Origin of the sequence: Candidatus Macondimonas diazotrophica, from assembly GCF_004684205.1 — a bacterium.
In the GTDB taxonomy this organism is placed as follows: domain Bacteria; phylum Pseudomonadota; class Gammaproteobacteria; order UBA5335; family UBA5335; genus Macondimonas; species Macondimonas diazotrophica.
Genome location: NZ_SRIO01000053.1, coordinates 1 through 2,205 on the forward strand (window position 1 = coordinate 1; position 2,205 = coordinate 2,205).

Consider the following 2,205-nt stretch of genomic DNA (forward strand, 5'->3'; position numbering starts at 1 on the left):
CCTGTATCCCCTCAAGTGTCTTAGCCCGCCCATGCTCAGTTTCGAGGCTATACGAATACTCCTGTCGATATTCAGTATCGCCTATCCATATAACGCGACTACGGATCACTGGGCAAAATGTAACAGTACCCTTCATGCCATTGGCATTGACATACTCTAAGAGAGCATCATTAGCTACGCCAATAACATGGCTCCTTATTCTACGAGCGCGGTCTGGGGAAGCTTTGTCCATCTGCTTAATCTTTGAGCAAAAAAAGCGAAGCAATTCCTGATTCCGCTCATCGGCCGTAGATAAACTCACCCCATCCATAGCCTATGCCCTTCTACATGTACGCCGGCTTCCTTGAACAGGATACCAGCAGTTTCCAGGGAACAGCGCCATTTATCTTCGAACGCATCATCCCGAATGTAGTGGACTGCGCCGATACCAGACTGAACCATCACGGCCGCGCAGTTTGAACAGGGGTGGTGGGTAACATACATCGTCCAACCTGATACGTCCTGCCGCGCGGTGAGGATTGCGTTGTGCTCTGCATGCAGGATGGTTCGTAGTTTCCACTCGCGATTAAGGAGACGGTCGGTGCTGTCCTCTATCCCGCGAGGCAGGCCATTGTAGCCGGGGATGACGATTCTACGGTCTGGTGACACGAGAACCGCTCCGACTCTTGTCGAGGGGTCCTTCGACCACCTTGCCACAGACTGAGCCATGCTCAGGAAACGGAGAGTCCATTTATCCACTTTAGCACCCATCCTCGTAGGGTCCGTGATCGAACTCATCTTCAACGGTGTCGCCATAAGAAAGTTCATATAGAAACCTTCCACAATATTGACAATACTTATGGTTATTGTCCAACGGGCCGCCATCAAAGAACTGGTACATCCACCCGCACCCGGTGTTCCAGATGCCATCCTGGTCTTCCTGCCAATAGCAGTAGAAGTCATCGCTCATTTCTTCAACATCTCTGGTGTAATAATGACACGCCCGGTCTCTCCGAAGTCCTTGTGGTAGGTAATGGCGCAAGCCGAGCGTCCGGAAATGTATCCGTTGCGGCTGGCGTAGGCGTCGGGGGAGGCCATGGTGCGGTGCTGTTCAACAATCATCAGTGGTGTCTCTCGAAGTGCCTGGTGATGCAAGTGCCCAAGATGGGCGTAGCTGAACTGAGTCCGTCCAAAGACCTCACGATACTTGGCAGCTAAAACGTTGTCAACATTTCCAATGCCACGCTTATCCCCGTGGTGAAAGAACAGGGATGTTTTTCCATGCTCGAAGCAGTAGAAACCGTCCGCCGAACCATTGATTTCTATGCGGGGTTCGTTCTCGTAGAACGCCTTGAACCCTGCTCGCAGCCAAACTGAACTGGCGGGGTCGTGGTTGGCATGGGCCATGATGATGTGAAGGCGTGGGTGTTTCGTGAGCAGGATATTAACCACTCGGCGCAGGACCCGGATGGCCACGCCGACCAGCTTCTCAAATCGGGTATCCGCATCGAGGACGTGCTTGTTTGCCGGGGTAACCGCCTCCATACCATCCCAGTGCAAGAAGTCCCCCATCTGCGCCAGGACCCCCGTCTCGGAATTCGGTGTACCCTGGATCACTTTCTGGAACCATCGGACCAGAAGATCCTCAGCGATATCCAAATCCCAGTCGGCTCCTGTCTCCAGCCCCCAAGCCAGCATACCTAGATGGTAGTCTGTCAAAATATAGGTGGTCGCCAGGTTAGGGTCGAACGTAAGCTGCCTTGGCAGTTCAGTTGGCGCTGCCCGTGGAATCTCACTCCGGAATGCATCCATGGCTTCCTGCGATACACGCTCCAGATACTCATCGTCAGGATGCGCGGCCACCCATTGCATGACCGGAGCGCCGTCCTTGTACAGGGTGGTGGTCTTCCCCAGCACACGGCCTGGTGGTAACGGGTGAGTTAAGTCGTGAGACGGCGCCCACCCTTTCTTCACCATCTTGGCGAAGATGCGCTTGATTCTCCGGTCTACATTGCGCCGGTCTACCCCTAGCTTCTTCGCGGCTCTGGTGTTTGATCCGGCTTCAATGATCGTCTTGATGTATTCGAGGTCTTCGCCTTCCAGAAGATGGAGAGACGCTTGCATGTCAGCTTTTGAGATGGGCATAGGTAACCTTTTCTTTTACTGATCAAACGCGAGGATGGCCATCACCTGCTGTGGTGTTGGGATGGATGCATCGACAAAAGA

Annotated in this window: 2 protein-coding genes; both read right to left on the reverse strand. The window is 53.5% G+C overall.

Annotation, left to right across the window (positions count from 1 at the left end):
• Positions 1–297: 297 nt before the first annotated feature.
• Positions 298–909, reverse strand: coding sequence for a dCMP deaminase family protein (locus E4680_RS13740; protein ID WP_205688951.1), 612 nt, complete (start codon positions 907–909; stop codon positions 298–300).
• A gap of 36 nt (positions 910–945) precedes the next feature.
• Complete coding sequence (locus E4680_RS13745; RefSeq protein ID WP_135282994.1) at positions 946–2,124, reverse strand: winged helix-turn-helix domain-containing protein; 1,179 nt, start codon at positions 2,122–2,124, stop codon at positions 946–948.
• Positions 2,125–2,205: the final 81 nt, after the last annotated feature.

Excerpts from the sequence above, each read along its gene's own strand:
- E4680_RS13740 (WP_205688951.1), bottom strand. The coding sequence starts at position 909 with ATGGCATCTGGAACACCGGGTGCGGGTGGATGTACCAGTTCTTTGATG.
- E4680_RS13745 (WP_135282994.1), bottom strand. The coding sequence starts at position 2,124 with ATGCCCATCTCAAAAGCTGACATGCAAGCGTCTCTCCATCTTCTGGAA.